This window comes from Mycetocola sp. Y719 (assembly GCF_056713205.1).
The window spans coordinates 331945-356096 of sequence record NZ_JBWYGY010000003.1; the positions used below are offsets into that span (position 1 = coordinate 331945).

Annotated in this window: 26 protein-coding genes; 13 read left to right on the forward strand and 13 right to left on the reverse strand. The window is 67.5% G+C overall.

The annotated features are described in order from the left end of the window. Positions 1-15 precede the first annotated feature (15 nt). Genes kdpC through AC1M0F_RS13515 form a run of 5 tightly spaced genes read left to right on the forward strand, consistent with a single transcriptional unit; the run spans position 16 to position 4747 of the window. On the forward strand, positions 16-624 hold the full coding sequence (gene kdpC / locus AC1M0F_RS13495; RefSeq protein WP_480238768.1) for a potassium-transporting ATPase subunit KdpC: 609 nt from the start codon (positions 16-18) through the stop codon (positions 622-624). Between the two features lie 2 nt (positions 625-626). Further along, positions 627-3125 (forward strand): DUF4118 domain-containing protein, encoded by a 2499-nt coding sequence (locus AC1M0F_RS13500; RefSeq protein ID WP_480238769.1) that lies wholly within the window; start codon positions 627-629, stop codon positions 3123-3125. After that, on the forward strand, positions 3122-3835 hold the full coding sequence (locus tag AC1M0F_RS13505; protein ID WP_480238770.1) for a response regulator: 714 nt from the start codon (positions 3122-3124) through the stop codon (positions 3833-3835). The genes AC1M0F_RS13500 and AC1M0F_RS13505 overlap by 4 nt, the downstream gene beginning before the upstream one ends. Positions 3836-3894: 59 nt before the next feature. After that, on the forward strand, positions 3895-4386 hold the full coding sequence (locus AC1M0F_RS13510; RefSeq protein WP_480238771.1) for a glutathione peroxidase: 492 nt from the start codon (positions 3895-3897) through the stop codon (positions 4384-4386). A gap of 52 nt (positions 4387-4438) precedes the next feature. After that, a complete protein-coding gene (locus tag AC1M0F_RS13515) occupies positions 4439-4747 on the forward strand; it encodes a putative quinol monooxygenase (protein WP_480238772.1) in 309 nt (102 codons plus the stop codon). Between the two features lie 15 nt (positions 4748-4762). Here the strand turns inward: AC1M0F_RS13515 and AC1M0F_RS13520 are convergent, their stop codons facing one another. The 3 genes from AC1M0F_RS13520 to AC1M0F_RS13530 form a co-directional block, all read right to left on the reverse strand. Next, a complete protein-coding gene (locus tag AC1M0F_RS13520) occupies positions 4763-5086 on the reverse strand; it encodes an ArsR/SmtB family transcription factor (protein WP_480238773.1) in 324 nt (107 codons plus the stop codon). Beyond that, positions 5086-5754, reverse strand: coding sequence for an SRPBCC family protein (locus tag AC1M0F_RS13525; RefSeq protein ID WP_480238774.1), 669 nt, complete (start codon positions 5752-5754; stop codon positions 5086-5088). Before AC1M0F_RS13525 ends, AC1M0F_RS13520 begins: the two co-directional genes overlap by 1 nt. A gap of 138 nt (positions 5755-5892) precedes the next feature. Continuing rightward, positions 5893-6918 (reverse strand): glutathione S-transferase family protein, encoded by a 1026-nt coding sequence (locus AC1M0F_RS13530; protein ID WP_480238775.1) that lies wholly within the window; start codon positions 6916-6918, stop codon positions 5893-5895. Between the two features lie 75 nt (positions 6919-6993). On the opposite strand from AC1M0F_RS13530, the gene AC1M0F_RS13535 reads away from it, so the two are divergent. Continuing rightward, a complete protein-coding gene (locus AC1M0F_RS13535) occupies positions 6994-7362 on the forward strand; it encodes a DUF4180 domain-containing protein (RefSeq protein ID WP_480238776.1) in 369 nt (122 codons plus the stop codon). A gap of 101 nt (positions 7363-7463) precedes the next feature. Here the strand turns inward: AC1M0F_RS13535 and AC1M0F_RS13540 are convergent, their stop codons facing one another. From AC1M0F_RS13540 to AC1M0F_RS13570, 7 genes are all read right to left on the reverse strand, one after another. After that, positions 7464-8741 carry a M18 family aminopeptidase gene (locus tag AC1M0F_RS13540; protein ID WP_480238777.1) on the reverse strand — a complete coding sequence of 426 codons (1278 nt, stop codon included), beginning with the start codon at positions 8739-8741 and terminating at the stop codon, positions 7464-7466. 126 nt (positions 8742-8867) lie between these two features. Further along, entirely contained in the window at positions 8868-9593 is a 726-nt protein-coding gene (locus AC1M0F_RS13545) for a hypothetical protein (RefSeq protein ID WP_480238778.1), read from the reverse strand. Between the two features lie 152 nt (positions 9594-9745). Next, on the reverse strand, positions 9746-10894 hold the full coding sequence (locus tag AC1M0F_RS13550; protein ID WP_480238779.1) for a Gfo/Idh/MocA family protein: 1149 nt from the start codon (positions 10892-10894) through the stop codon (positions 9746-9748). Beyond that, the gene (locus tag AC1M0F_RS13555) at positions 10891-11688 is read right to left on the reverse strand and encodes a ThuA domain-containing protein (protein ID WP_480238780.1); all 798 of its coding nucleotides are present in this window, start codon (positions 11686-11688) and stop codon (positions 10891-10893) included. Before AC1M0F_RS13555 ends, AC1M0F_RS13550 begins: the two co-directional genes overlap by 4 nt. 61 nt (positions 11689-11749) lie before the next feature. Further along, on the reverse strand, positions 11750-12502 hold the full coding sequence (locus tag AC1M0F_RS13560) for a carbohydrate ABC transporter permease (RefSeq protein WP_480238955.1): 753 nt from the start codon (positions 12500-12502) through the stop codon (positions 11750-11752). Between the two features lie 121 nt (positions 12503-12623). After that, positions 12624-13595, reverse strand: a complete 972-nt coding sequence (locus AC1M0F_RS13565; protein WP_480238781.1) for a carbohydrate ABC transporter permease — start codon at positions 13593-13595, stop codon at positions 12624-12626. A gap of 52 nt (positions 13596-13647) precedes the next feature. After that, positions 13648-14868: a sugar ABC transporter substrate-binding protein gene (locus AC1M0F_RS13570; RefSeq protein WP_480238782.1), complete on the reverse strand. Its 1221-nt coding sequence runs from the start codon at positions 14866-14868 to the stop codon at positions 13648-13650. Between the two features lie 236 nt (positions 14869-15104). Between AC1M0F_RS13570 and AC1M0F_RS13575 the strand changes: the two genes are divergently transcribed. The 6 genes from AC1M0F_RS13575 to AC1M0F_RS13600 all read left to right on the forward strand — a co-directional run bounded on the left by AC1M0F_RS13575 (position 15105) and on the right by AC1M0F_RS13600 (position 18914). Continuing rightward, entirely contained in the window at positions 15105-16109 is a 1005-nt protein-coding gene (locus AC1M0F_RS13575) for a LacI family DNA-binding transcriptional regulator (RefSeq protein ID WP_480238956.1), read from the forward strand. 98 nt (positions 16110-16207) lie between these two features. Next, positions 16208-16852 carry a hypothetical protein gene (locus AC1M0F_RS13580; protein ID WP_480238783.1) on the forward strand — a complete coding sequence of 215 codons (645 nt, stop codon included), beginning with the start codon at positions 16208-16210 and terminating at the stop codon, positions 16850-16852. 34 nt (positions 16853-16886) lie between these two features. Next, positions 16887-17543 carry a PRC-barrel domain-containing protein gene (locus AC1M0F_RS13585; protein ID WP_480238784.1) on the forward strand — a complete coding sequence of 219 codons (657 nt, stop codon included), beginning with the start codon at positions 16887-16889 and terminating at the stop codon, positions 17541-17543. Positions 17544-17604: 61 nt separating this feature from the next. Next, positions 17605-17850 (forward strand): hypothetical protein, encoded by a 246-nt coding sequence (locus AC1M0F_RS13590; RefSeq protein WP_480238785.1) that lies wholly within the window; start codon positions 17605-17607, stop codon positions 17848-17850. 111 nt (positions 17851-17961) lie between these two features. Further along, complete coding sequence (locus AC1M0F_RS13595) at positions 17962-18477, forward strand: metallophosphoesterase family protein (RefSeq protein WP_480238786.1); 516 nt, start codon at positions 17962-17964, stop codon at positions 18475-18477. A 68-nt stretch (positions 18478-18545) separates the two neighbouring features. Further along, positions 18546-18914 carry a hypothetical protein gene (locus AC1M0F_RS13600; protein WP_480238787.1) on the forward strand — a complete coding sequence of 123 codons (369 nt, stop codon included), beginning with the start codon at positions 18546-18548 and terminating at the stop codon, positions 18912-18914. A 178-nt stretch (positions 18915-19092) separates the two neighbouring features. Here the strand turns inward: AC1M0F_RS13600 and AC1M0F_RS13605 are convergent, their stop codons facing one another. Continuing rightward, positions 19093-19326: a glycine zipper domain-containing protein gene (locus tag AC1M0F_RS13605; protein ID WP_480238788.1), complete on the reverse strand. Its 234-nt coding sequence runs from the start codon at positions 19324-19326 to the stop codon at positions 19093-19095. A gap of 122 nt (positions 19327-19448) precedes the next feature. Here AC1M0F_RS13605 and AC1M0F_RS13610 point away from each other — a divergent pair, with 122 nt between their 5' ends. Beyond that, the gene (locus AC1M0F_RS13610) at positions 19449-20636 is read left to right on the forward strand and encodes a MarP family serine protease (RefSeq protein ID WP_480238789.1); all 1188 of its coding nucleotides are present in this window, start codon (positions 19449-19451) and stop codon (positions 20634-20636) included. Positions 20637-20841: 205 nt separating this feature from the next. Here the strand turns inward: AC1M0F_RS13610 and AC1M0F_RS13615 are convergent, their stop codons facing one another. Next, complete coding sequence (locus AC1M0F_RS13615) at positions 20842-22002, reverse strand: SGNH/GDSL hydrolase family protein (RefSeq protein ID WP_480238790.1); 1161 nt, start codon at positions 22000-22002, stop codon at positions 20842-20844. Then, a complete protein-coding gene (locus tag AC1M0F_RS13620) occupies positions 21999-24149 on the reverse strand; it encodes a hypothetical protein (RefSeq protein WP_480238791.1) in 2151 nt (716 codons plus the stop codon). The genes AC1M0F_RS13615 and AC1M0F_RS13620 overlap by 4 nt, the downstream gene beginning before the upstream one ends. Positions 24150-24152 lie beyond the last annotated feature (3 nt).

The following is a 24152-nucleotide window of genomic DNA, read 5'->3' on the forward strand; positions in this document are numbered from 1 at the left end:
AAAGAAGAACCGGCAATGACCTCCACACGCACAGGCCTCCGCCATCACTGGGTGGCCCTCCGCGCCATGCTCGTCCTCACTGCAGCCCTCGGCATCCTCTACCCGATCGGTGTCACTGCCGCAGGCCAATTCGCTCTGCCCTGGCAGGCTAACGGCTCCGCTGTGGCCAATGACGGCAGGGTCGTGGGCTCGGCCCTGATCGGGCAGTCGTTCAGCGACGCCGACGGCGCTCCCCTTCCTCAATGGTTCCAGCCACGGCCATCAGCGGCCGGCGCCGGATACGACGCGGGAGCGTCGAGCGGATCGAACTGGGGCCCGGAGAACCCCGACCTGATCGCCGCCATCACCGACCGGCGCTCGGCCATCGCGGCATTCGAAGGGGTCGACCCGGCGGACGTCCCCGTTGACGCGCTGACGGCATCCGCTTCGGGTCTCGACCCGCACATCAGCCCGGCATATGCCGAGCTGCAGGTCGACCGGATCGCGGCCGAGCGCGGGCTGCCCGTGGCCACGGTGCACGACCTGGTCGAGTCTAGAATTCAGGGACGAGACCTCGGTTACCTGGGCGAGCCGACGGTGAACGTCCTCCAGCTCAACGAGGCCCTTGACCAGCTGAAAGGCTAACCATGAAGCGGGGAACGCTGAGGGTGCTTCTCGGGGCCGCGCCCGGCGTCGGCAAGACCTTCACCATGCTCGAGGAGGGCAGGCGACTCACGGGCGAGGGAAAGGATGTCGTCGTCGGGGTGGTCGAGACCCACGGGCGCGCGGCAACCAAGGCGATGACAGCAGGGCTCGAGATCGTCCAGCGTCGCGTCGTGTCGCACCGAGGCATCGACCTCGACGAGATGGATCTGGATGCCATCCTGGCCCGCAAGCCGGACCTCGCCCTCGTCGACGAGCTCGCCCACTCCAATGCGCCTGGTTCGTTGCACGACAAACGGTGGCAGGACGTCCGCACACTCCTCGACGCGGGGATCGACGTCATGTCGACCGTGAACATCCAGCACATCGAATCTCTCAACGACGTCGTGCAGCAGATCACCGGGGTCCCCCAGCGTGAGACGATCCCCGACGGCATCCTGCGGTCAGCGGACCAGATCGAAGTCGTCGACCTCGCGCCGCAAGCGCTCCGCGATCGACTGGCCCAGGGCAATGTCTACCCTGCCGAACGCATCGACGCCGCACTGTCGAACTACTTCCGGCTCGGCAACCTCACCGCGCTCCGCGAGCTCGCCCTGCTCTGGCTCGCCGACGAAGTAGACAGCGCGCTGAAGAACTACCGGGCCGAGAAGGGTATCGACAGCAAGTGGGAGGCCCGCGAACGGGTCGTCGTCACACTCACGGGCGGCCCTGAGGGCGAGACGCTGCTCCGCCGCGGAGCACGGATCGCGGCCAGAAGCGCGGGCGGCGACCTCATCGCCGTCCACATCACGAGCCAGGACGGCCTGCGGTCGTCCCACCCCGAGGCCCTCGTGCGCCAGCGCGCCCTCGTCGAGCAACTCGGCGGGACGTTCCACCAGGTCGTCGGAGACGACATCCCCCATGCCCTCGTCGAGTTCGCGCGGGCGAACAACGCCTCCCAGCTGGTGATCGGCGTCTCGAGGCGCAGCAGGGCGATGGCCGCGCTGACCGGCCCAGGCATCGGCGCGACGATCATCCGCGAGTCCGGTGACATCGACGTCCACGTGGTCAACCACGCCGCAGCAGGCAACCGGATCGCGCTGCCGCGGTTCGCCGGTGCGCTCTCGATCCGGCGCCGGATCGCCGGTTTCGCCCTCGCCCTCGTCGGCGGGCCGCTGCTCACCTGGCTTCTCGTTTCGACGCGCAACGAGGAGTCCATCACGAGTGACGTGCTCAGCTACCAACTGCTCGTCATCGTCGTCGCGCTGCTCGGCGGGATCTGGCCTGCGCTCTTCGCCGCCGTTCTCTCCGGCCTCACCCTCGACTTCTTCTTCGTCGACCCGCTCTTCACCGTCACCGTCGATGAACCGCTCCACCTGCTCGCGCTCACCCTCTATGTGCTCAACGCCATGCTCGTCAGCTATGTGGTCGACCAGGCCGCCCGACGGTCACGAACGGCGAAGCGCGCTGCCGCCGAATCCGAGCTCCTGGCCACCGTCGCCGGGAGCGTGCTCCGCGGTGAGGATGCCCTCCAGGCGCTTGTGAGCCGCACGCGCGAAGCCTTCCGGCTCACCGGTGTGCGACTGGTCTCCGACGGACGGGTACTCGCCAGCGACGGCGAACCGACCCCTGACGACGCCCACACCACTGTCACAGTCGGCGATCGGGCCGTTCTCGAACTCTACGGACCGGACATCAACGCCGACGAGGGGCGCCTGCTTGCAGTGATCACCACGCAGATCGACGCCGCCCTCGAGCACAGCGCACTCAGCGAAACCGCCAGGGAGGTCGGCCCTCTGGCCGAATCCGACAGGGTGCGCAGTGCGCTGCTGTCCGCAGTGAGCCATGACCTCCGCCGTCCGCTCGCGGCGGCAACGGCTGCGGTCAGCGGGCTGCGCACAGCCGAGGTGTCGTGGTCCGAAGCGGATCGCGAAGAGCTCCTCGCGACGGCCGAAGAGAGCCTCGGCACCCTGTCGTTCCTCGTCACGAGCCTGCTCGACGTCAGCAGGTTGCAGGCCGGCGCCCTCGCCGTCTCACTCATCGAGGTCGACGTCGATGACGTGATCCTCCCGGCACTCGACGAGCTCGGCTTCGGTCCGCACGAGGTCGAACTGGACCTCAGCCAGGACCTTCCTCCCGTCCTCGCCGACCCCGGGCTGCTGCAGCGGGTCGTCGTGAACCTGCTCGCCAACGCCCATCGCTACTCACGGGACGGCACACGGGTGCGGGTGTCGACAAGCAGTTTCGGCCGCACGGCCGAGATCCGCGTCGTCGACCACGGTCCGGGGATCCCAGCCGACCGGCGAGACGAAGTCTTCGTGCCGTTCCAGCGTCTCGGCGACACCGACAACTCCACGGGACTCGGCCTGGGTCTCGCGCTCTCCAAGGGATTCACCGAGGGGATGGGCGGCATCCTCGACCTGGAAGACACCCCGGGCGGCGGACTCACCATGGTGGTCTCACTGCCCCTCTTCGACACTCGAACAATGAACGGCAGCTCATGAAGATCCTCGTCGCCGACGACGACCCCCAGATCCTGCGCGCCCTCCGGGTCACGCTCGGCGCTCGCGGCTACGAGATCATCACGGCGACGACGGGCACCGAAGCGATCAACGCGGCGATCGCGCACCACCCGGACCTCTATCTCCTCGATCTCGGGATGCCTGAACTCGACGGCATCCAGGTGATCGAAGGACTCCGCGGCTGGACGACGGCACCGATCCTCGTCGTCTCCGGCCGGAGCACCGCCACAGACAAGGTCGAGGCACTCGACGCCGGCGCAGACGACTACGTCACCAAGCCCTTCTCGATCGACGAGCTCCTCGCCCGGATCCGCGCGCTCACCCGGCGGGTCACCTCGACGGACGACGAACCCCTCGTCACCTTCGCCGACGTCACAGTGGATCTCGTCGCGAAGAGTGTGACGCGGGCGACCGACGGCGGGTCGACCCTTGTGCGTCTGACACCCACCGAGTGGGCGGTACTCGAGATGCTCGTGCGCAACGCCGGCAAGCTCGTCACCCGTCAGACGATCCTCGCCGAGATCTGGGGCAGCACGCACGTCAGCGACACCGGGTACCTCCGCCTCTACATCGCTCAGCTACGCAAGAAGCTGGAACCGGACCCGACCAGACCCCGGTACCTGCTCACCGAATCCGGGATGGGCTACCGGTTCCTGCCTGATGCCGCCCGCCCGGCCGATCAAGTCCAATAATGCAGAGACTGCATAAATGCAGTCAGCCAACTTGCAGCATCCGTCATTAGTGTCTGGCTATGAGCATTCGCGACATTCCCCTGACCACGATCTCCGGTTCGACCACGACGCTGGCCGAGCACAAGGACAAGGTCGTGATCGTCGTCAACGTCGCCTCCAAATGCGGGCTCGCGCCACAATACGACACGCTCGAGGCGATGTACCAGAAGTACCGCGACCGCGGTTTCATCGTTCTCGGCTTCCCGAGCAACCAGTTCTTCCAGGAGCCGGGCGAGGGTGACGCGATCGAGGAGACCTGCCGGATCAACCACGGCGTCACGTTCCCGCTGTTCGAGAAGACGAAGGTGAACGGCAGGAACGCGCACCCGCTCTACGTCGAGCTGACGAAGACTCCGGATGCCGCAGGCAAGGCCGGCAAGGTCAAGTGGAACTTCGAGAAGTTCGTCATCACGCCGGACGACGAGGTGCACCGCTTCCGCCCGACGACGGTTCCGGATGCCCCCGAGATCGTCGCGGTCATCGAAGGCGCGCTTCAGCCCGCACAGGCCTGATCCCGCGCGCGTCCCGGCGTCATCGTCGGAGCGTGCCGGTATTCTCGGGGCTGTGACCCTCATCATCGAACGTCCGACCCTGTACGCCGAGTTCACCGCGCTCCCCGCACAGGCCGAAGCCGTTGCCGCGCTGCTTGCCGACCTGGTCGACGCCGTCCGCACCGAGCCGGGCAATATCGTCTTCGACGCCCACCGCAAGACCGACGACCCCGACGTGTTCTTCGTGTACGAGGTGTACACAGACCGCGAGGCGTTCGACGCGCACCTCGCCTCGGAGCACTCCGCGATCTTCAACAGCAAGCTCGGCCCACTCGTCGAGGGTGGCGGGTCGACCCTGACCTGGTTGCGTCCACTCAGCTGACCTGCTCGGCATCCGTCAGGGCCGATGGCGTCCCCTGGCCAGTTCGGTACCGAGAGCGTCGAGCCGCTGGGTCCAGAACCCGCGGAACGTGTCGAACCATTCGTCCGCTGCCCTGAGCGGTTCCGGCTCGACCGCGTAGATCCGACGCCGGCCGTCGACGCGCACGCTCGCGAACCCGCTCTCCCTGAGCACTTTGAGGTGCTGCGAGACCGCGGGCTGGCTGATCCCGAACTCCTTCGCGATCGCTTCGACGATCGCTCCGGCCGACAGTTCACCGGCGGCGAGGAGTTCGAGGATCCGGCGCCTCACCGGATCCCCGAGGATGTCGAGGGCGTGCACTACGCGTCGGGGCCGGCGCCCGCCCCCGTGTACGCGACGATGCACCGTTCTGCGGCCGCCGAGGCATCCGCTTCGCTCTCTCCGGCCTCGATGTTCGCGTCGCGCCAGGCCAGGCCGCTCCTGGTCATGAACCGGATGCCGTCTGCCGACGCGCTCCAGGCTGCCGCCTCCATGGGGTCGAGGCTCACACCCGACTCGAGGTGGAGGGCGAGGCCGAGGAGCATCGAGTCCCAGCCGATGCCGACAGCGCCTGGGCCGTATTCCTTCCAGTCCTCGTCACCGACGTGGGCGACGTGCTCGATCAGGAGTGTCGTCGATTCGTCGTCGCCCGTGAGGGTTGCGGTGACCCAGCTGACGTCGCCGCCGTACTCCCAGGTGACCTCGAGGGCGTCGGGTTCGGCGCAGCTGAGCACCTCACCTCCGGCGTTGCCCTCGAGCTGGTATCGGCCGCCGACCTTCAGGTCACCCGAGATCGGCATGAGCCAGCGGGCGATGCGGTCGCCCGTCGTGATGGCGTTCCAGACCTCGGCGCGAGGGCTGGGGTAGGTCTGGGTCAGGGTGACGATGCGAGCGTCCTCGCCGCCGACGACCCGGGATCCGACGGTTCGGTCCACCGCGGGGATCTGGCGATCAGTGGTCTGATGAAGAGTGCCGAGTGGAGTGTCCATGCACACAATGTATCAGCGCGCACTTATATGAGCAACCCTCTGCTTGTTCCGCTCGTCTACTCACCTGTTCCGGACGTACTCACCCGGTGCGCCAGGTGAGTGCGTCCGGAACTCGTGAGTGCGTGCGCGGGGCCGGCGCTAGGCGCCGTGCCCTGCAGGAACCCGCTCGCCGTCGACGGGCGGGCCCGGCGGGGTTCCGTCGCCGAAGGCGCGCCCACCGAGCGCCTCGCGACCGTGCGCGGTGAGCCAGCCGGAGGCATCCGGCCCCGAAGGGACGATACCGGTCGGGTTGATGTCGGAGTGGACGACGTAGTAGTGCTGCTTGATCTGCTCGAAGTCGATGGTGTCTCCGAAACCGGGCGTCTGGAACAGGTCGCGCGCGTACGCCCAGAGCACGGGCATCTCGGCGAGCTTGTTGCGGTTGCACTTGAAATGCCCGTGGTAGACGGCGTCGAACCTGGCGAGGGTCGTGAAGAGGCGGATGTCTGCCTCGGTGATGGTGTCGCCGACGAGGTAGCGCTGGGTGGTGAGCCGCTCCTCGAGCCAGTCGAGCCGGTCGAACAGGCGCGTGTACGCCTTCTCGTATGCCTCCTGCGACCCGGCGAACCCGGCACGGTAGACACCGTTGTTCACGTCGCGGAACACGACGTCGTTCACCTCGTCGATCTCTGCGCGCAGGTGCTCCGGGTACAGATCGGGGGCGCCGTCGCGGTGGAACTCGGTCCATTCGGTCTCGAAATCGAGGGTGATCTGCGGGTAGTTGTTGGTGACGACCTTCCCGGATGCCACCTCGACGACGGCAGGGACGGTGATGCCGCGCGGGTAGTCAGCGAAGCGTCGGAAGTAGGCATCCTGCAGCCAGTGGATCCCGAGGACGGGATCGAGTCCGTCAGGGTCGAGGTCGAAGGTCCAGCTGCGGGCGTCGTGCGTCGGGCCGGGCATGCCGAGCGAGATCACCCCTTCGAGTCCGAGCAGGCGGCGGACGATCACCGTTCGGTTCGCCCAGGGGCAGGCCCTTGCGGCGACGAGCCGGTACCGGCCGGTTTCGACGGGCCAGCCGTCACGACCGTCGCGGGTGATGCGGTCCTCGATGTAGTTCGTGTCACGGGTGTACTCCTCGCCCGGTTCGACGTAGCTGCCTGCTGTGCTCTGCTCGGTGGTCATGACGCCAGCCTAGGCACAGCGGCTGGGCGTCAGCGCTGCCTCGACCCGGGGACTCCCACTCGATACCCTGTGCCCATGGAGATTCTCGACATCGCGGATACCCGAGTCCAGTACCTCGATGAGGACGGGCCGCTCATCGCCCGCCCCGATCAGGCCAACGACCTCATCGGCGACGCCTGGGGCAGCGAAGCGACCGTCATCGCTGTGCCGGTTTCTCGCCTGGATCCGGCGTTCTTCCGCCTCAGCTCAGGTCTCGCCGGTGAGATCACCCAGAAGATCGTGAACTACCGACTCAGGCTCGTCGTGCTCGGTGACATCTCCGCATACGTCGAGGCGAGCGGTGCGCTCCGCGACTTCGTGTGGGAGTCGAACCGTGCCGGGCACGTCTGGTTCCTGGCCGATCGGGCAGAGCTCGAGGCGAAGCTGCTCGCTCGCGCCGGCTGACGCTGCCCGCCCCGTTCGCTCAACAGGAGCGAACGGCCTCCGCGCACGCCGAACAGGAGGAAAACGCCGGTTTCACCCGCCGTCCCGATGTTGAACGGTGCTCACACCCCGGCGAAGAACGCCCCGACCGCCGCCGAGAGTCCGACGAGGTCGTCCACGTGCGCGAGTTCACGCGCGGAGTGCATCGACAGCAGGGGTACGCCCACGTCCACGACGCGGATGCCGATGCGGGTCGCCGTCAGCGGTCCGATCGTCGACCCGCAGGGCACCGTGTTGTTCGACACGAACTCCTGGTACGGGACGTCGGCCGAAGCGCACGCGCGTTCCCAGAGGGCCGCGCCGACGGCATCCGTCGCGTAGCGCTGATTGCCGTTGATCTTCACGAGCGGCCCTGACCCCGCGACCGGCTGGTTCGCCGGGTCGTGCTTCTCGGCGTAGTTCGGGTGCACCGAATGGCCCGCGTCCGCGGAGAGGCACCACGATTCGGAGTAGGCCCGCAGTCTCTCGGTGACGGATGCTCCGAGGCCGGCACCGATCCGCGTGAGGACATCGTCGAGGAACGGACCGGACGCGCCCGACCGTGACTCCGACCCGAGCTCCTCATGATCGAACGCGGCCAGCACGCTGATGTGACGGGAGTCGGGGGCGTCGAGCAACGCGACGAGGCCGGCGTAGACGGAGGTGAGGTTGTCCATGCGACCGGCGGCGAACAGGTCGTTGTCGAGGCCGAATCGCGCGGGCGGTTGAGTATCGGCGGTGAGGATGTCGTACCCGGCGACGTCCCAGGCGTCGATACCGGCCAGAGACGCGAGATGGCCGACGAGGTCGGCCTGGCTCGCATCGCCGACGCCGAAGACCGGGGCGGTGTGGCGCTGCCGGTCAAGGGTGAGGCCGTTGTTCGCGTCGCGGTCCAGGTGGATGGCGAGCTGCGGGATCCGCATGAACGGCCCCGTGCGAACGAGGTACTCGCGGCCGTCGCGCGTGACGAGGCGGCCGGCGAGTTCGAGCTCGCGGTCGAGCCACGAGTTCAGCAGAGGGCCGCCGTAGATCTCGACGCCGGCCTGCAGCCAGCCGTGCGACCCGATCGTCGGCTTCGGCTTGAGCTTGAAACCGGGCGAGTCGGTGTGGGCACCGAGGATGCGGAACGGTGTCGTCGGTCCGGATGCCGCGGGCTGGTTCCACGCGATGATCGCGCCGTCGCGCACCACATAGCGCTTGCCAGGGCCGGCTGGCCAGTCCTTCGACTCGGTGAGCGGGCTGTATCCGGCGGCGTCGAGGCGCCTGGCGACCTCAGCTGCGGCGTGGTACGAGGACGGGCTGGCCGAGATGAAGCGGGCGAAGTCGTCGATGTAGGCGACCGGGTCAGGCGTGGAATCCATGGTTCCATCCAACCACGCACGTGCCGTCCGGCGGGCTCGGCGAACGCTCGACAGGAGGCCGACCTCAGGAGAGAGCGATCCCTCCTGTCGAGTGTGCGCCGCGGCGCATTTCTCCTGTCGGGAGACTCAGGTGCGCAACTCGGCGAGCGCGGGGTGACGACGCAGCGCTGACTCACCGACACTCCCCCACACGGCCAGGACGGCGACGGACTCGGCAGCATCACCGGCGAACAACACCGGGGCGCGGTCGCGGACGCGGAGCACGACCTGTCCGCGAGCGAGGTGCACCTCGGTGATGTCGGAGTACGGGATGTCGAGCAGCCCGTCAGGCAGACGGATGAGGATGCGCCGATCGGTGGCGGCGACATCGGCCCACGTCGCCGCGGCCCAGCCGCTGCGGGGGCTGGGCGCTGCGGCACCCCGGGTTCGTGCCGCATGCACAAGCCGTCGCATGCTCGGCGCCGGAATCGAGTGGAGAGCGACCTGCAGCGGGTCGGAGACGAACACGAGCTCGGTGGCATCCGTGGGGATGTCCCCTGGCGAGGCCGTCTGCGGAAGCAAGCCGTGCGACAGCGACCAGAGGAGGTCGCGGGCCTTGGCGACACCGATGCCGTCTGGGCCCACCGCTTCGCGTGCCTGGGCCCTGCGGATGTGCATCGCCCGGATGACGAAGAAGAGGCAGACGGCCGGGACGGCGAGGGCCAGGGCGAAGACGAGTTCGGAGATCAGCCAGATGATCGTCGAGGTCGGCGATGCCATGCCCGGTTCGAGCACGATCCAGAGCCAGCCGAAGCCCAGCAGCGCGACGATACCCACCGCCAGTGGCAGCAGGACGCTGGGTCGTTTCCTCACATCCCTAACTTAGATGGCCGCGGGGCGTGCGGGCGTCGTCTGTCGGGTGTTCGCAAAACAGGAGATCGCACGGATATCAGGAGAAAACTCCGGAAAGCATCCTGTCAATCGTGCAATCTCCTGTTGCGCGTTCGATGGACTCGATACGCGGGCTACTCGACCAGCAGCGGGTCAGCCCCCAGCGGGGCGCCCCACGCCTCGAGCGCAGCGCGGACATCCGGGCGACGCTCGGCGGCGAGCGCCTCGGCGTACGCCGCATCGAGCACGTCTGCGATCTGCACCTTCGCCCCGGTGGACGACGATTGCACGGCCGCCTCCACCATGGCCAGGCTGTAGACGTTCGAGTGCACCTCGCCCGACGGTACGGTGCCTGTCCGCAGCGCGGAGACGAATTCGGCGAGCGCGCCGCCGATCTCCTCAGCGGATGCCTCCGGGCCGGCGGGCGGGACAGCATCCGTCCCGGAAGGAGCAGCAGACGCCACCCGCTCGGTCACGGGATCGCCCTCGCCATCCCACCGGGACGAACCGCCGGCGGCGTTGACCCGCCAGGACCCGTTCCACGACGTCTCGAGCCCGTCGGCGCACCAGCTGCCGGTGTAGACGAAGCGGGCACCTCCGTCGAATTCGAACACGGCAGTGGCCGCGGCATCCCCGGAGTACCAGCTCCAGCTCGGGTTGAACTCCTCGCAGTACACGGACACCGGGTCGCGGTCGAGGAGGTAACGAACGGCGTCGAACTGGTGGATGGCCATGTCGACAAGGAGGACGTGGTCCATCTCCTCGCGGAACCCACCGAAGTGCGGTGCTTTGAAGAACTCGGTCGTGACGACGCCGACATCGCCGAGCGACGCGACCTCCGCCTTGAACGCGGCGAGCGTGCGGTAGTAACGGCGGGACTGGCTGATCATCAGCAGCTGTCCGCTCACCTCGGCGGCGGCAGCGAGCGACAGCCCCTGCGCCACTGTCGGCGCAACGGGCTTCTCGCACAGCACCGGCAGCCCGGCGAACAACGCCTCGACGTTGACCGGGTGGTGTGCGGCCGGGATCGTCACGTTGATGACGGCCTGGGCACCGGATGCCGCGGCCACCTGGGCGACGCTCGTCCCGACGACCACACCTGTGAGCCCGAACTCGGCGAGTGCACCGTGCGCGGCGTCGACGTTGAGGTCGACCAGCCCGACGAGCTCAACCGAGGGAGAGGAGGCGAGCAGCCGGATCCAGTTGCGACCCATGCCGCCTGCCCCGACCTGGACGACACGGATCGGCTCGGTGCCGTCGAGAACAGGAAAGGAAAAACTCACTTCGCTGTCGCCGTCCGGTAGTCGATGCCGTTGTAGAAGTCCTCGGTCTCGTAACGGAGCAGAACAGGGTCGGTGCGCTCGGGGCGCACGGTGAGTGCCCACTCGACGCCGTTCGCGATGACGCGACGGACTTCTTTCTGGTGGTAGACCGGGTAGTCCTGGTCGCCGGGGCTGAAGAAGAAGATCTTGCCGAAGCCACGCTTGTAGGTCATTCCGCTGCGGAACACCTCTCCACCGGAGAACGTCGACAGGAAGACGAGCTCGTCTGGGGCGGGTACGTCGAAGAACTCCCCGTACATCTCCTGCTGAGGAATGATGAACGGATGCGGCACGCCCTGCGCGATCGGGTGCGTCGGGTCGACGGTCCAGACGAGTTCACGGTCCTGATCCGAGCGCCAGCGCAGGGTGCACGAGGTGCCCATGAGCTTGCCGAAGATCTTCGACCAGTGCCCGGAGTGCAGCACGAGCAGGCCCATTCCGGCGAGTACGTGGCGGTGCACCCGCTCGACGACCTCGTCCGAGACCTCGGAGTGCGCTGCGTGCCCCCACCAGACGAGGACGTCCGTGTTGACGAGCACGTCCTCGGTGAGTCCGTGTTCCGGGTCGTCGAGGGTGACCGTGGTCACCGATGCGCGCGAACCGAGGTTCTCCTCGATCCCCTCGCGGATGGTGTTGTGCATCCCGTCGGGGTAGATCTCCGCGACTTCGGGTTCCTGCTGTTCGTGGCGGTTCTCGCCCCAGACGACGACGCGCAGCGGGCGGCTGCCGTTGGAGTGTGCAGTGGTGTTCGACATGGTGTTCCTAACGATGGAGATCTGACAGACGGATGCCGCAGGGCGGCGAAAACAAGCGGGCCTACTTCACTGCACCACCGGTGGCGCCGGCGGCGATGTATTTCTGGGCCAGGACGAGCAGCACGATGGCCGGGATCGACGACAGCACGGCCGTGGCCATCACCGCGCTCCAGTTCGCGACCTGGGTCCCGAGGTACTGGTAGATGCCGAGCGTCACCGGGCGCACTTCCTCGGTGGTGGTGAGGGTGAGCGCGAAGAGGAAGTCGCTCCACGAGAAGAGGAACGCGAACAGCCCTGCGGTGATGAGCGAGTTGCGGCTGATCGGCACGACGATCGACACGAACGCCCGCACGAGGCCGGCGCCGTCGACCCTGGCGGCCTCGACGATCGATGGCGGGATGCCGATCATGAACGCCCGCAGGATCAGGATCGCGAACGGGATCGCGTGCGAGGCATCCGCGAGAATCAGGCCGGGGATCGAGTTGAGCAGGCCGATGTCGTTGTATGCGGCGTACAGGGCGTTGGCGATGACGATGCCGGGGATCATCTGCGAGATGATGATCGCGAGCAGGGCGATGTTGATCCAGCGGAACCTGAACTGGGCGAGCGCATAGGCGGCCGGAGCGGCGATCGCCAGGCTGAGCACCACGGTGCCGAGCGAGATGACGAGGCTCGTGACCAGGTTCTGGCCCTGGTCGGCGATGGCCTTCTCGTACCCGGCGAAGCTGGGGTTGAAGGGGAAGATGTCCGCGGTGAGCGTGTTGCCCGATGGTTGGAGGGATGCGTTGATCATCCAGTAGACCGGGAACAGCATGATCGCGAGGAACACGATGCCGAGGGCGGTGTATCCGGCTGAGCGGCTGTTCTCTTTCCGCCGACGTTGGGTTCTGGTGTGGACGGGAAGAACGACGGGTGCGATGGTCATGTCGGGCCCCTTACTCGTCGACCTGGCGCCGGTTGGCGCGGAGGTAGATGATGGCGAACAGCAGCGAGATGAGGATGAGGATGTTGCTGAACGCAGCACCGACTCCGAACTCGAAGTTCACGAATGATTCCTGGTACGAACGGATGGCGAGGGTCTGCGTCGCATTCGCCGGCCCGCCGTTCGTCAGGCCGAGGATGATGTCGAGCACCTTGAGCGTGTAGACCACGCCGAGCAGAAGCACGACGCTCACGACCGGGCGCAGGTTCGGCCAGGTGATGTGCCAGAAGGCCTTCCAGCCGGTCGCACCGTCGAGCGCTCCGGCCTCGTAGAGCTCGTCGGGGATGTCCTGCAGACCGCCGTAGAGGATGGTCACGTTGAACGGGATGCCGACCCAGATGTTGACGATGATGACGGCGGTCAGGGCGACGGCCGGGCTGGTCAGCCACGGGATGGCTTCGATCCCGAAGGTGCCGAGGAAGCGATTCAGGATGCCGCTGTCCTGGTCGAGGATGGATCGCCAGGTGGCGCTCGCCACGATGAGCGGGAGTAGCCAGGGCAGCAGCAGCATGGCGCGGAGGAAGTTGTTCAGAGGGAACCGGCGCTTGAAGAAGGCCGCGAGCGCCAGGCCGATCACGAACTGGCCGAGAATCGACCCGATCGTGAACAGCGCCGTGTTGAGGAGCGCAGGGCCGAACAGGTTGCTCGTGACCACTGTCACGTAGTTCTGCAGTCCGACCCAGGGCGCTTCCCCGGTGAAGAAGGTCTTCGTCGTGTAGTCCTGCAGGCTCATCACGACGTTCTTGACGACCGGGTAGCCGAAGAACAGCAGGATGTAGAGCCCGGCGGGAACCACGAAGAGGATCTTCGTGATGTTCTCTTTCGAGAACTGCCGTTTCAGTGAGCGGCGTGGCAGGGTGCCCCGACGAGGCGCGCCCTCGGAGGCGGCCGGAGCCGGCTCGCTGGTGAGACGTGTCGTTGTCATGTGTGGAACCTTTCGGCGTTCACGTCGGAACACCCTGCTCTGGAGAGGTGGATTATCCTGCTGAGGCCTGCTTGAAGGCATCCTCTGCAGACGCCTGACCGGTCAGCGCGAGCTGGATCGCCGTGTAGATCACGGTCGCGGCCTCAGGCCATTCCTCGCCGAGCTTTCCTGTGCGCGAGCGGGCGTTGGCGACCTGCTCGGTGAAGGCTTCCATCGTGGGGACTGCGGCCACGTACTCGCCGGCCAGTTCCGTCTTCGTCGGGACCGTGAACCGTTCGGTGGCGAGTTCGAGCTGGTTGTCGTCGCTCGAGATGCACTCGACGAAGGATGCCGCTTTCGCCTGCTTCTCGTCGTCACCGGTCACCGGGACGGTCCAGACTTCGCCACCCAGCGGGGCGATCGGGGTCTGGCTCTCGTCGTTGACGGGGACCTGGACGGTGCCCCACTTCACGTCGGGCGTCTCGGCCAGGCCGGGGATCTGCCACGGTCCGTTGATCATCATGGCTGCCTTGCCTGCGACGAACTGGTCCTTGACGTCTGCCTGCGACCAGTTGATGACGCTCTTCGACGCGGAGCCGCTTTCGACGAGGTCGACCCAGAGCTGCAGTGCTTCTGCGACCTCCGGGGTGGTGAGGTCGGTCTCATCGCCGCCGTTGGTCCACATGAACGGCAGGAACTGCCAGCTGCCCTCGTAGGTGGCGATGCCGGAGAAGGCGAGGCCGTACTGGTCGCCGGTGGTGAGTGCGGCCGCCGCGGTCTTCAGCTCGTCCCAGGTCGTGGGCGGCTCGATGCCCGCTTCGGCGAGGAGGGTTTCGTTGTAGAACAGGCCGAGCGTGTTCACGGTCGGGGCGAGTCCGTAGACCTCGTCCTCGTATGTGGCCGCTTCGAGGATGCCGTCGGCGAAACCGGAGGTGTCGACGTCGTAGTCGCTGAGCGGGGCGAGTCCGCCGGTCGCGGCGATCTCCTGCAGGTCGGGGTTGTCGAGCATGAGCACGTCGGGCAGCGTCTTCGACGAGGAGCGCTGCAGCACCTTCTGGATGAGGTCTTTGCCCGGGACGGTCTCGCGTTTGATCTTCACGTCGAGTTCTTCAGCGCACTTGTCGAGCGCCGCCTGGACCAGAGTCTTGTCCGGCTCGTTGTTGTAGTAGTCGAGGATCGTGAGGGTGTCAGGATCTCCGCTCGACGTGCTTCCGCCACCTCCGGCGCACGCCGTGAGCGCGAGCGGAGTGATGGCCGCGATGGCCAGCAGGGTGGTCAGTGTGCGTTTCTTCATGTGTGGCTCCCTTGCCAGGTCGGTACGTCTGTGTGCCGGTAAAGCGCTTAACCGTGAGGCTGTTCCACCGAGTCTGTGCCCCATCCGCGGGCTTGTCAAGAAAAAAGTTAAGCGCTTTACTGTTGTCGCCCGGAATGGTGCGGAAGTGTGTGTCTTCTGTGAGAGACTTCGACGCACACTCACCTCACCGCGCGGCGGCGAGCGCAGAATGGATCGAAAGGGGCGCCGTGGCCACCATGCAGGACGTCGCCAGATTGGCGAACGTGTCGCTCGCGACCGTCTCCTTCACCGTGAACAACACCAAGCCCGTCTCCCCCGGCACCCGAGCCAAGGTCGAAGCGGCCATGCTCGAGCTGGGCTTCCGTCGCAATGCGGTCGGCCGTGCGCTGGCCAGCAAACGCACGCACATCCTCGCCCTGCTCTACCCCGCTCTCCAGCACCGGTTCCGCGGAACCGTCGTCGATTTCTTCACGAGCGCGGCGAGCACAGCCAGCGAACAGGGCTACAACCTCGTGCTCTGGCCGGCGGGCAACGACGCCGAACTCGACGAGCTCACCTCGACCGGGCTCGTCGACGGTGTGCTCCTGATGGAGGTGCAGGTCGAGGACCCCCGGGTCGAACAGCTGCAGAAGTCGGGCACACCGTTCGCTCTCATCGGCCGCACCGCCGATCCGTCAGCACTGGACTTCGTCGACATCGACTTCGAGAACACGGTCGCCGCGGCCATCCAGCACTTCGTCGACCTCGGGCACACCTCGATCGGGCTGCTCGACGGCGGCGTCGGCAGCGGCGCCCTCCGCGGGTACGGTCCCGTCGTGCGCACCCGTGCGGCGTTCGAAGCGATCATGGCGCAGCGCGGGCTGACCGCGTTCCTCACCTCGTGCGACGAGAATCCAGGGGCCGGGCGGGATGCTGCCGCAGGTCTTGTGGAGGCGGCACCAGACATGACGGCGCTCGTCGTGATGAACGAGCACGCGGCTCCTGGCCTCGTCAACGGCCTCAACCGGCTCGGCGTCTCGGTGCCCGACGACCTGTCGATCGTGCTGATCGCGTCGTCGAAGGAGATGGCGGCGATGAGCGACCCGGAGCTCACTGTGATGAGTGCTCCGAGCATCGAACTCGGGCGCCGAGGAGTGGAACTGCTCATCGACCAGCTCGAGGGAAAGAACGACCACGACCGCCAGGCCCTGGTGATGTGCGCGTTCGAGCCCGGCGACTCGACCGCTCCCCCGCGCGCCTGACGCCGCAGGGTCCCTCGTCTCCGCAGCCGAGCGCAACCCCCTTGCACCGGGCGACACCGCCCGCCTTGACTGGTATCTCACCGTGAAAGGACAACACCTTGAGCACTTCAGACCACAGCGACCCGGATGCACGCACCCAGGCATACTCCTCAGGGCCAGAAGCCCATGGAGCGGTCCCCGCAGAACCACAGGCCTCCTATCGTGAAGAGGTCACCGAGCGGCAGAAGGAGCAGTTCGGCGGCATCAAGTTCGGTTCGGCCTTCTTCGGCTGGCTCGCTGCCACCGGCCTCGTCGTCCTGCTGAGCGCCCTCGCCGCCGGCATCGCGACCGCGGTGACCGGAGGCGTCGAGGAAGCGGTCGACCAGACGGTGAGCACTCCGTTCGGCGGAGTCCTCGTCTACGCGATCATCGTCCTCGTGATCCTCTTCGTCGCCTACTACGCCGGCGGATACGTCGCCGGCCGGATGGCCCGCTTCAGCGGCGCCAAGCAGGGGCTCGCCGTCTGGATCTGGGCCGTCGTCATCGCCGTCGTCGCCGCGATCCTCGGCCTAATCATCGGCAACAACATCCTCGCCGACCTCAACACGTTCCCGCGCATCCCGACAAGCACCGACGACCTCTCCGTCGAGGGGATCATCACCGCCATCCTGGCCGCACTCGTCAGCCTCGGCGGAGCGATCCTCGGCGGCATCGCCGGCATGCGGTTCCACCGTCGAGTCGACCGCGCCGGTCTCGGCCGCTGAGCCCACGGCATCCGTTTCAGAATGAGGAGAAAGAATGCTTGATTCACGCGATATCGGCGGTCTTCAGGGCGCCCCGGTGGTCGGCAGGGACAACGAGAAACTCGGCACCGTCGGGCAGGTGTTCCTCGATTCGTCGACCGGTGCGCCGAACTGGGTGACGGTGAAGACCGGGCTGTTCGGCCACAAGGAGACCTTCGTCCCGCTGGCGAACGCCACGTGGGACGGCGAGAAGGTCAACGTCGACATCGACCGGGAGACGCTCAAAGAGGCACCGCGGATCGATGCAGACGAGGCGCTCTCCCCGCACAACGAGGAGGCGCTCTACCGCTACTACGGCCTGTCGGACGTCGACACCGACGGCGGAACAGCACGGCCGGACGAGTACCCGGAACGCGAGTACCAGTTCGGCCCGAACGGCGAGACCGTGACTCCGGTTCCTACCGCGGGCACGGCGACGGATGCCGACGGCACGCGCGAGACTGACGCCACGCGTCACGACGCCCACGAGCCCCGCGACTTCCGACTGAGCGAGCAACCGCTCGGCGACGCGCCCCCTGCAGACGACGGAGCACACACAGGCGAACACTCGGGCAAGCACGCCCGCCTTCGCCGCTACGACCCGGCGACCGGAGGAACGCCCCCAGCGGGCGAGCCGACGATCGACCGCACAGATCCCCCCAGGAACATATGAGCCGGCTCCCGACTTGCACACGATGCAGACCGGACGGCCCTGACCGAAGGAAGGAAGAAAATTGAGCGATTCTGCGATGACCGGGGGCGACCCCGACACGGTCGACGCCACCGCCCACCTGACCGCGAGCAACGACGCGGTCGCCGATGCACCGGTCCAGAAACCGGACACCGACGGAGACATCCGCTCCGCGCTTGAAGCCGAAGCAGTTGAGGAGCAACACCTGGACGAGCGCCACGCGACGACGGGCGAGTTGTACACCGGAGGTGACGACTTCGATCAGGTCGCCCCGGCTTCCACCGACTGACCCGGCAGGGCACGAGGCCCGGCACCCCACACCAGGGGCGCCGGGCTTTCCGCTGCACCCAGCACCCAGCACCCAGCACCCGTCACCCAGCACCCGCGAAAGGATGCGAGCATGCCGACAAGACTGCTGCTTCTCGCAGACACCCACGTCCCAAAACGGGCGCGGGCGCTGCCCGACCAGGTCTGGCAGGCCGTTGACGAGGCCGACGTGGTCTTCCACGCCGGAGACTGGGTGACCGAGTCCCTCCTCGACGAGCTCGAGTCGCGGGCCGCCCGGCTGATCGCCGTCTACGGCAACAACGACGGCGACGGGCTGCGGACACGCCTGCCTGAGATCGCCGACGTGACGATCGACGGCATCCGGTTCGCGATGATTCACGAGACGGGCTCCGCGAGCGGGCGGGAGGCGCGGAGTGAGGCACAGTTCCCGGATGCCGACGTGCTGGTCTTCGGGCACAGCCACATCCCCTGGGACACGACGACGCCGCGCGGGCTCCGCCTCCTGAACCCCGGCTCACCGACCGATCGCCGCCGCCAGCCCGTCTGCACGATGATGACGGCGACCGCAGACGCCGGAGTGCTTCGCGACGTCGACCTCGTCGCCGTCACTCCCACCCCGAAACCCTGAGGGCGCGCAAGCCCCTTGCCGCTTGTTTCCGGTACTGCCTACCGTGAAGCTCCGACGATTGGAGAACAATGAGCGACAAGAACGTCAACGACGAAAGCCCCGCCACCGACGGCCTCACGTCCGAGGGTGGCGTCTGGGGTGTCGGCGACCCGAAGGACGAGGCCGCCCTCGCACAGGAGACCGCGACCAACGACGCGGTCGCCGGCGAACCGGTCGAACAGGATGCCGCGTTCCTCGATGTCGACGAGGCTGATGTCGAGACGTCGTCGGACGACTCCGAGAACGACCAGCACATGTTCAGCAACACCCACGGCGAGGTCGAGCCTGGAACGGACAACCAGGACACAACGGTCTCCCAACTCACCGATGCTCTCGACAGCGACGCCATCGCGTCCAGTTCGTCTCCCGAAACGGATGCCACCGGTTCCGAACGCTGACGACGCGCGTCCCGACGTCGAATTGCCCCGAATGGTTGCCATCAGCATCCGCGAACGACCTTTCGGGGCAAGTCGCCGTTGCGCTTCGCGCAGCGCGAACGTCAACGGTTCGCGCTGATCAGGGGCGCGGGTCGTCGGGCTCCTGCTCAGACGAGTTCTCGCTCGCGTCCGAACCCGGCTAGGACTTCCGCTGCCCCATCGCCACACCGAACGCGACGCCGATCGCAATGCCCGCACCGAGGAAGGCCCAGTTGTCGAGGGCGACGCTGAGCGCGCTGCCGATACTCACTCCCAGGGCGATTCCGACACCGATGAACTGACTCTGCTTCTCGTACGCTTGATCGCCCGGCTCGGCAGCATCATCCGCGCCGGCGTCCCCGCCCGGTGTGCGATCGTCTTCGTTCGTCCCCATGTGCTCACGCTAAGCGGATGCCGTGATGCGGGCATCCGCCGCTCGGGGGATTTCCCCAGATCCCGATCTAGACTGGCTGTCCGGCAGAGCCCTGCCGTCGATCGAGGAGGCGCACGGTAGCAGTGACAGCAGCGCTGGTTCTCGACGTCGTGCTCATCGTCGCACTCGTCCTCGCGGTCGTGTACGGGTACACGCGCGGGCTGTTCCGGGTCGTCGGTGGCGTCGTCGGCATGATCGTCGGTGCGATCGCGGCGTTCTTCGTGCTTCCGCTGATCTCCACCTTCGCCGCACTGTCGGCCTGGCGGGTGCCGCTCGCTCTGCTCGCCGCCGTGCTGCTCGTCTCGATCGGGTACACCGCAGGGGTCGCGCTCGGCAACGTTTTCAGCAAACCGTTGCACCGCACCCCGCTGCGGGTGGTGGACCGGGTGCTCGGGGCCGTTGCCAACGTCGCCGTGACCCTCGTCGTTCTCTCCCTGCTCGCCTTCAGCGCGCAGTCGCTCGGCGCCCCCGTGCTCACCCAGGCGATGGCGTCGTCGAACGTTCTGCGGACTCTCGATGACCTCACGCCGCGCCCCGTGGCATCCTTCCTGGCGCAGTTGCGGTCGACGATCCTCACCGACGGGCTGCCGCGCCTCATCGACGCAGTCGGGGTGCCGTCGACCGCACCGTCGATCCCCGACGTCGCGCTGGACTCCCCCGCGCTGACGGCTGCGGCCGGCTCCGTCGTGCGGATCACCGGCAACGCGCCCTCGTGCGGAACCGGAAGCGTCGGAAGCGGATTCGTGGCGGCCGACGACCGCATCCTCACGAACGCGCACGTACTTGCCGGTGTGTCCGAGCTCGTCGTCGAAGTGCCTGGTGAGCTGCCGAAGTCAGGGCGCATCGTTTACTTCGACCCCGTCGACGACCTCGCGGTGATCGCGGTCGACGGGCTCGACGCTGCGCCGCTCGGTGTCTCCCCCACGCTCTCGAGCGGGACGGATGCCGCATTCATGGGCTACCCGTTCGGCGGTCCGTTCTCGGCGCAGGCCGCTCAGGTCCTGTCGAGCGGCCCGACGCTTGTGGGCGACATCTACGGCGCGAACCCGGTCCCGCGAGAGATCACGACTCTCGCCGCCGACGTGCAGCAGGGCAACTCGGGCGGGCCGCTGCTCACGGTCGACGGCGCTGTCGCGGGGGTCATCTTCGCCAAGTCGGACGGCACCGAGAACGTCGGCTACGCCCTCGCCATGGAAGAGGTGCTGCCGGTCATCGCGCAGGCTCCTGAGCTGACGGATGCCGTGGAGTCAGGCGCCTGCGTCGCGCGGTGACCCTGGGCGCACGCGGGCGCTGAGTGCGTGAGGTGAGGCTGTTCGATCGGTCCCAAAGGGTCTCTCTCGACTCCCCGAACCGCCCTTCGGGACTGATCGACGCGTGCGCTGGCCGTGAGTTGCCACCAAATGTCGTCCAAGGCGCCCACGAGCGGCACATTGTGGCAACTCGTCCGCGGCGCGAGCAGGTCGTGGCGACTCGCGCTCAGGATGCCGCCTGACGCACAAGCGCACGCAGGGCACCGGCGGCGAACCGCTCGCCGATGAGTCGCTGCACGTCAGGCCCGGGGTGCAAATTGTCCGGCAGGGGCATCAGCGTGGCATCGGCCGGGCCGTACAGCGACAACCCGTCGAGGTAGTGAAGCGCGGGGTCGGCCACCGCTCGGGCCGCGACGATCGCCGCGAGCTCCGCCCGAATCACCTGGAGCGACAACTTGCCCGCGGCAACGTCGTCGCGGGTTCCTCCCGCGATGCTCCACTCGTACGACCGGGTCGGATCCTGCACCGTGGGCCCCGCACACTCCTCGACCGGCTCGCAGAAGATCGGTGAGATGACGAGCACAGGCACAGACGGATGCCCGTCGCGGATCGTGTCGAGGAAGCCATGCACGGCGGTCCGGATCGCCCGCAGCCGCATCACATCCCCATTGACGATGTTGATTCCGATCTTGAGGCTGATCAGGTCGGCAGGCGCATCGCGCATGGTGCGCGCGGTCAGCTGGTCGAGCATCGCACTGCCCGAGAACGCGAGACTCGTCAGCTCGACACCGCCCGCCCGGGCAGCGACGACCGGCCAGGTCCCCAGCGTCGTGTCGGCCCGGTAGCCATGGCTGATCGAGCTTCCGTGATGAAGCCAGCGCAGGCCCGCCGCCGGCGCAGGCGGCAGGATCCCGGCATCCGCGCGCAACGCGTGCAGTTCGACGGCGTCGGTGTACGGCAGCCAGAGTTCGAACTCCTTCTCGCCGCCGGCCAGCCCGTCGAACCGCACCACCGTTCGCGGACCAGGCACCACCCGGGCGACAGGCTCCTCGAACGAGAACACGTACCGGCTCCCGGCCAACGCCTCCCGAGCCTGCACGACGACGCCATCGGCGACGAGCTCGTACGTGCTCGACGGCACGGGCGAGCTGTCGTCCGGCACCATCTTCGTCCCCGTGACCTCGAGTTCGAGAACGGATGCCGCGCTGCGGAATGCGAGCCTGATCCCCGCACTCTCGGCCGAGGTCTGCCGCATGAAGTCGTCGGGCACCTGGCTGCGCGCCACACGTCCCAACCGCTGCGGAAGGCATCCGTCGGCGGTGCGCTCCACTGCGATGGCGCCCCGGATCTCCACCGGGCCGCCACCGTCAAGTGGAACGGTGATCACGCGCCTGTGTCGACCGCGGCAGTGTCGATGACCGTGCCGTCAGCGCGCACGTCGACGAGCCGACCGGGCAGCGCGAGGTTGCGGAGCACGGCGTCGGGATCGAGAGCAGCGACGCAACCCTGAGCGGTGACAGCACCGTCGATCGCCGGGTTCACACCGAACAGCGACTCGATGACGAGCGCCACCCACGCTCCGGACGACGAGCACGACCAGTCGGTGATGTACGGCAGCTGCGGCGGCGCCTTGCGGGCACCACCGTTGATGAGCGGCTGGGCCTCCTCGACGAAGTGCGCCTGGCCGGTGGGCCCCTGGTTGGTCGACCTGGCGAGCCCTTCCAGCCAGTCGAGCGCCACGCCTGGCGCACCGAGCGCGACCAGCGAGCGGGCGGCATCCGCCGGCCATGCCGGGTAAGCGCCGTTCCACTGGTGGTCAGGGCGCACGCTGTAGCTGGCGTCCGGGTCCCACGGCGAGAGGGCGCGCATCCATGACGGCGTCTGCAGCTCACGGGTGAAGAACGCGACCATCTCCTGCCGCGTCTCGACGGGCAGATCTGCGGCGATCGTCGTGCCGACGACGTTGAAGTCGTAGCAGTGCCGAACCGGCAGTCGGGTGCCGTCCGGCTGCCCTGCCGCGAAGTGCCCGGTGCCGGGGAGGTACAGGTCGAGCACCGAACCGAGAAGTGTGTCGGCCTTGGCGCGCAGCACGGCGGCGCCGCTGTCGTCGCCACGCGAAGCCGCGATGTCCGCCGCTGTGCGCATGTTCCAGACGTTCGCGGCATTGAGGCTCGCCACCTCGTGAGTGTACGAGCTCACGCACTCGAGCAGGTTGTCGATCTCGCCGTAGTCGGCCAGGTCGGACGCCTGGCACAGGTCCTCCCACGCGGTCGACCACGAGCGGAGGTGCTCGGCGACACTGCCGCCGACGGCCTCCGCCGGCGTCTCGTCGAGGAACGCGGCGTCGCCGGTGAAGCGCACGTAGTCGTTCACGAGGCGGGTCATCGCGTAGTCGTTGACCGAGTACCAGCGACCGACAGGACCGCCGGTGAGCGACGAGGTGCCGAAATGCGAATGGATGTCACTCGCGATCCAGTGGTTCAGCTGCTTCTTCATCGGGGCCGGGTCGAGCAGCGCGTGGCTGATCGAGCTCAGGCTGAAGTCCCAGATGAACGTCGTCGCGGCCCAGTAGTTCGGCATCAGCGTGTCGTAGCTGCGGCCGAGGACGTTGCCGGCGAACTCACGCCGGAACCAGATCACGCCGAGCGCGCCCCACCAGTACAGCTTGCGCAGGGCGTCGTTCGACGTCTCGAGCAGCGGAAGGTGCCCGGAGAACTCGCTGTTCCCCGGAGTGAACGCCGCCTCGAGCTGGCGGTTCCAGAAGGTCTCCGACGATGCCACGGCCTCCGGAACATCCGCCAGCACACGCTCGAAGGTGTCGACGGCTGCGTTCCTCGACCTGGCGACGGCGTTGACGTAGCCGAACCGGCGGGTCTGGCCCGCCGGGATCTCGAGCACGACGGCGATCTCGCCACCGCGACCGGCCCCGCCGATGCCCGGCTCGAACTCCTCGGCCGCTGCAGGCGCGACACCGCTCAGACGCACGTCAGCGTGGATGTCCACACCCTGGATGCTCCACGCCGACTCCGCATCGTCGGTGAACAGCAGCCGGTCTTCGCCCGTCGAGACGGTGTTCTGCGCCGCGGGCGATTCCGCGTCGAGCCACGAAGACCCGGTGCGCGTCACCCGCGCGTTGAGGGCGAGGGTCAACGGCACTGTGCGCGCCGATGCCGAGGTGTTCGTCACGCGCACATCGATGGCGACAGCGGTCTCGCCTGGCACGCAGACCGTGACGGTCTCGATGAACAGCTCGTTCACCGTCGCGGAGCGCACCACACGGTCCGGCTGCCATTCGTGCGTGACAGGGATCCCGTACGACTCGAACACGCGGCCGTCGACGAACAGCACGGCCGTGGCCGCCTGACCCTGCGACACCGGAGGGAACGTGACCGCGGTGATCGCGGTGAGGTCGTGGTCGACCCGCACCGTGCCGAGGAAGTTGGTGAGCCCCGGCGGGGCCATCATGTCCTCGTAGTGGTGCGTGACGGCATCCGCGGCGAGATCGTCGACGGTGGGGATGAGCGGGGAAGTCATAGG

Excerpts from the sequence above, each read along its gene's own strand:
- kdpC (WP_480238768.1), top strand. The coding sequence starts at position 16 with ATGACCTCCACACGCACAGGCCTCCGCCATCACTGGGTGGCCCTCCGC.
- AC1M0F_RS13500 (WP_480238769.1), top strand. The coding sequence starts at position 627 with ATGAAGCGGGGAACGCTGAGGGTGCTTCTCGGGGCCGCGCCCGGCGTC.
- AC1M0F_RS13505 (WP_480238770.1), top strand. The coding sequence starts at position 3,122 with ATGAAGATCCTCGTCGCCGACGACGACCCCCAGATCCTGCGCGCCCTC.
- AC1M0F_RS13510 (WP_480238771.1), top strand. The coding sequence starts at position 3,895 with ATGAGCATTCGCGACATTCCCCTGACCACGATCTCCGGTTCGACCACG.
- AC1M0F_RS13525 (WP_480238774.1), bottom strand. The coding sequence starts at position 5,754 with ATGGACACTCCACTCGGCACTCTTCATCAGACCACTGATCGCCAGATC.
- AC1M0F_RS13530 (WP_480238775.1), bottom strand. The coding sequence starts at position 6,918 with ATGACCACCGAGCAGAGCACAGCAGGCAGCTACGTCGAACCGGGCGAG.
- AC1M0F_RS13535 (WP_480238776.1), top strand. The coding sequence starts at position 6,994 with ATGGAGATTCTCGACATCGCGGATACCCGAGTCCAGTACCTCGATGAG.
- AC1M0F_RS13540 (WP_480238777.1), bottom strand. The coding sequence starts at position 8,741 with ATGGATTCCACGCCTGACCCGGTCGCCTACATCGACGACTTCGCCCGC.
- AC1M0F_RS13555 (WP_480238780.1), bottom strand. The coding sequence starts at position 11,688 with ATGTCGAACACCACTGCACACTCCAACGGCAGCCGCCCGCTGCGCGTC.
- AC1M0F_RS13560 (WP_480238955.1), bottom strand. The coding sequence starts at position 12,502 with ATGCTGTTCCCGGTCTACTGGATGATCAACGCATCCCTCCAACCATCG.
- AC1M0F_RS13565 (WP_480238781.1), bottom strand. The coding sequence starts at position 13,595 with ATGACAACGACACGTCTCACCAGCGAGCCGGCTCCGGCCGCCTCCGAG.
- AC1M0F_RS13570 (WP_480238782.1), bottom strand. The coding sequence starts at position 14,868 with ATGAAGAAACGCACACTGACCACCCTGCTGGCCATCGCGGCCATCACT.
- AC1M0F_RS13575 (WP_480238956.1), top strand. The coding sequence starts at position 15,105 with ATGCAGGACGTCGCCAGATTGGCGAACGTGTCGCTCGCGACCGTCTCC.
- AC1M0F_RS13585 (WP_480238784.1), top strand. The coding sequence starts at position 16,887 with ATGCTTGATTCACGCGATATCGGCGGTCTTCAGGGCGCCCCGGTGGTC.
- AC1M0F_RS13595 (WP_480238786.1), top strand. The coding sequence starts at position 17,962 with ATGCCGACAAGACTGCTGCTTCTCGCAGACACCCACGTCCCAAAACGG.
- AC1M0F_RS13600 (WP_480238787.1), top strand. The coding sequence starts at position 18,546 with ATGAGCGACAAGAACGTCAACGACGAAAGCCCCGCCACCGACGGCCTC.
- AC1M0F_RS13605 (WP_480238788.1), bottom strand. The coding sequence starts at position 19,326 with ATGGGGACGAACGAAGACGATCGCACACCGGGCGGGGACGCCGGCGCG.
- AC1M0F_RS13620 (WP_480238791.1), bottom strand. The coding sequence starts at position 24,149 with ATGACTTCCCCGCTCATCCCCACCGTCGACGATCTCGCCGCGGATGCC.